We start from the raw sequence: 297 nt of genomic DNA on the forward strand, positions 1-297 counted from the left end.
ACCAACACCCACCAACGTATAGCCGAGAAACGGATTGATACCAAAGCAGATACTGGCTGCGCCCAGTAGCTTCAGGCCGTTGGCAAACATCATCACCCGGCCTTTGGCGAAGCTATCCGCCACCTGCCCGACAAACGGCGCAAAAAGAATGTAAGCACCTACAAACACCATTTGCAGGATGGGCTGGCTCCACTCCGGATAGAACTGCGCTTTCAGTAACGCCAGAGTGGCAAACAGCAGCGCATTATCGCCAAACGCAGAGAGAAACTGCGCCACGATAACCGCTTTCATCCCCTT

1 protein-coding gene is annotated in these 297 nt (G+C 53.9%); it reads right to left on the reverse strand.

All coding sequences use genetic code 11. The features are described from left to right. Positions 1–291 (reverse strand): hypothetical protein (locus LZP73_RS20060; protein WP_234236678.1); only part of this gene is annotated, 291 nt, incomplete at its 3' end. Between the last annotated feature and the right edge of the window lie 6 nt (positions 292–297).

This window comes from Shewanella sp. AS16 (assembly GCF_021412365.1).
In the GTDB taxonomy this organism is placed as follows: Bacteria; Pseudomonadota; Gammaproteobacteria; order Enterobacterales; family Shewanellaceae; genus Shewanella; species Shewanella salipaludis.